Origin of the sequence: Kineococcus glutinatus (assembly GCF_039542765.1) — a bacterium.
Classification (GTDB): domain Bacteria; phylum Actinomycetota; class Actinomycetes; order Actinomycetales; family Kineococcaceae; genus Kineococcus_A; species Kineococcus_A glutinatus.
Map to the genome: position 1 here is coordinate 1 of NZ_BAABIL010000860.1, position 694 is coordinate 694.

1 protein-coding gene and 1 pseudogene are annotated in these 694 nt (G+C 76.2%); one reads left to right on the forward strand and one right to left on the reverse strand.

Annotated elements, in window-relative coordinates:
• A pseudogene (locus ABEB16_RS22105) lies at window positions 1–275 on the forward strand (hypothetical protein); the annotation flags it as partial.
• A 27-nt stretch (window positions 276–302) separates the two neighbouring features.
• Here the strand turns inward: ABEB16_RS22105 and ABEB16_RS22110 are convergent.
• Window positions 303–694: acyltransferase (locus tag ABEB16_RS22110; protein WP_345714315.1), on the reverse strand; the 392-nt coding region annotated here is incomplete at its 5' end.

Sequence of the window (694 nt, forward strand, 5' to 3'; positions counted from 1 at the left end):
CCCCGGTGGCCCGCATGGTGGCGCGCGCGGCCCAGCGGTACGGCTTCATCGTCACCGACACCGCCGGCGCCGTGAACATCGGTGCACAGCTCGGGCAGCCGCTGCAGCAGGACCCCGGGTTCTGGGACCGCCAGCTGGGCGGGGTCCCGCCGTACCAGGTGCTGGCAGGTTTCCCCTGGGACCGCCTGCAGGCGCTGCCGCACGACTTCGGCAAGCCCGCCGCCGAACCGGGCGCCGCGGAGGTGAGCGGCGCGGCGGAGCCGGGCGGGTCCTGAGGGCGCACCGACCCCGCGCCGGTGGGGTCAGCCCCGCAGGGTGCGCACCGGGCGCGCGGGGACCCCGGCCACCAGCGTGTGCGCGGGCACGTCGCCGCGGACCACGGAGCCGGCGGCTACCACCGCCCCGGTGCCGATCCGGGTGCCGCGCAGCACCACGCTGTTCGCGCCGACCCACACGTGGTCCCCGATGAGCACCGGGGCGGTGCGGTAGGCGCCGCGGTCGGCGCCGCGCGGTTCGAACACGTGGTCCTCGTCGTGGATGGAGACGCGTTCGCCGAACCGGCACCCGTCGCCCACCACCAGCCGCTCCAGGACCGACACGTAGCAGCCCACGTTGAAGAAGACGTCATCGCCCCAGCGCACGTCGCCGTCGAAGTGGCCGTGGAAGTCCCCCGCGACGGTGCAGCCGCGGCCCC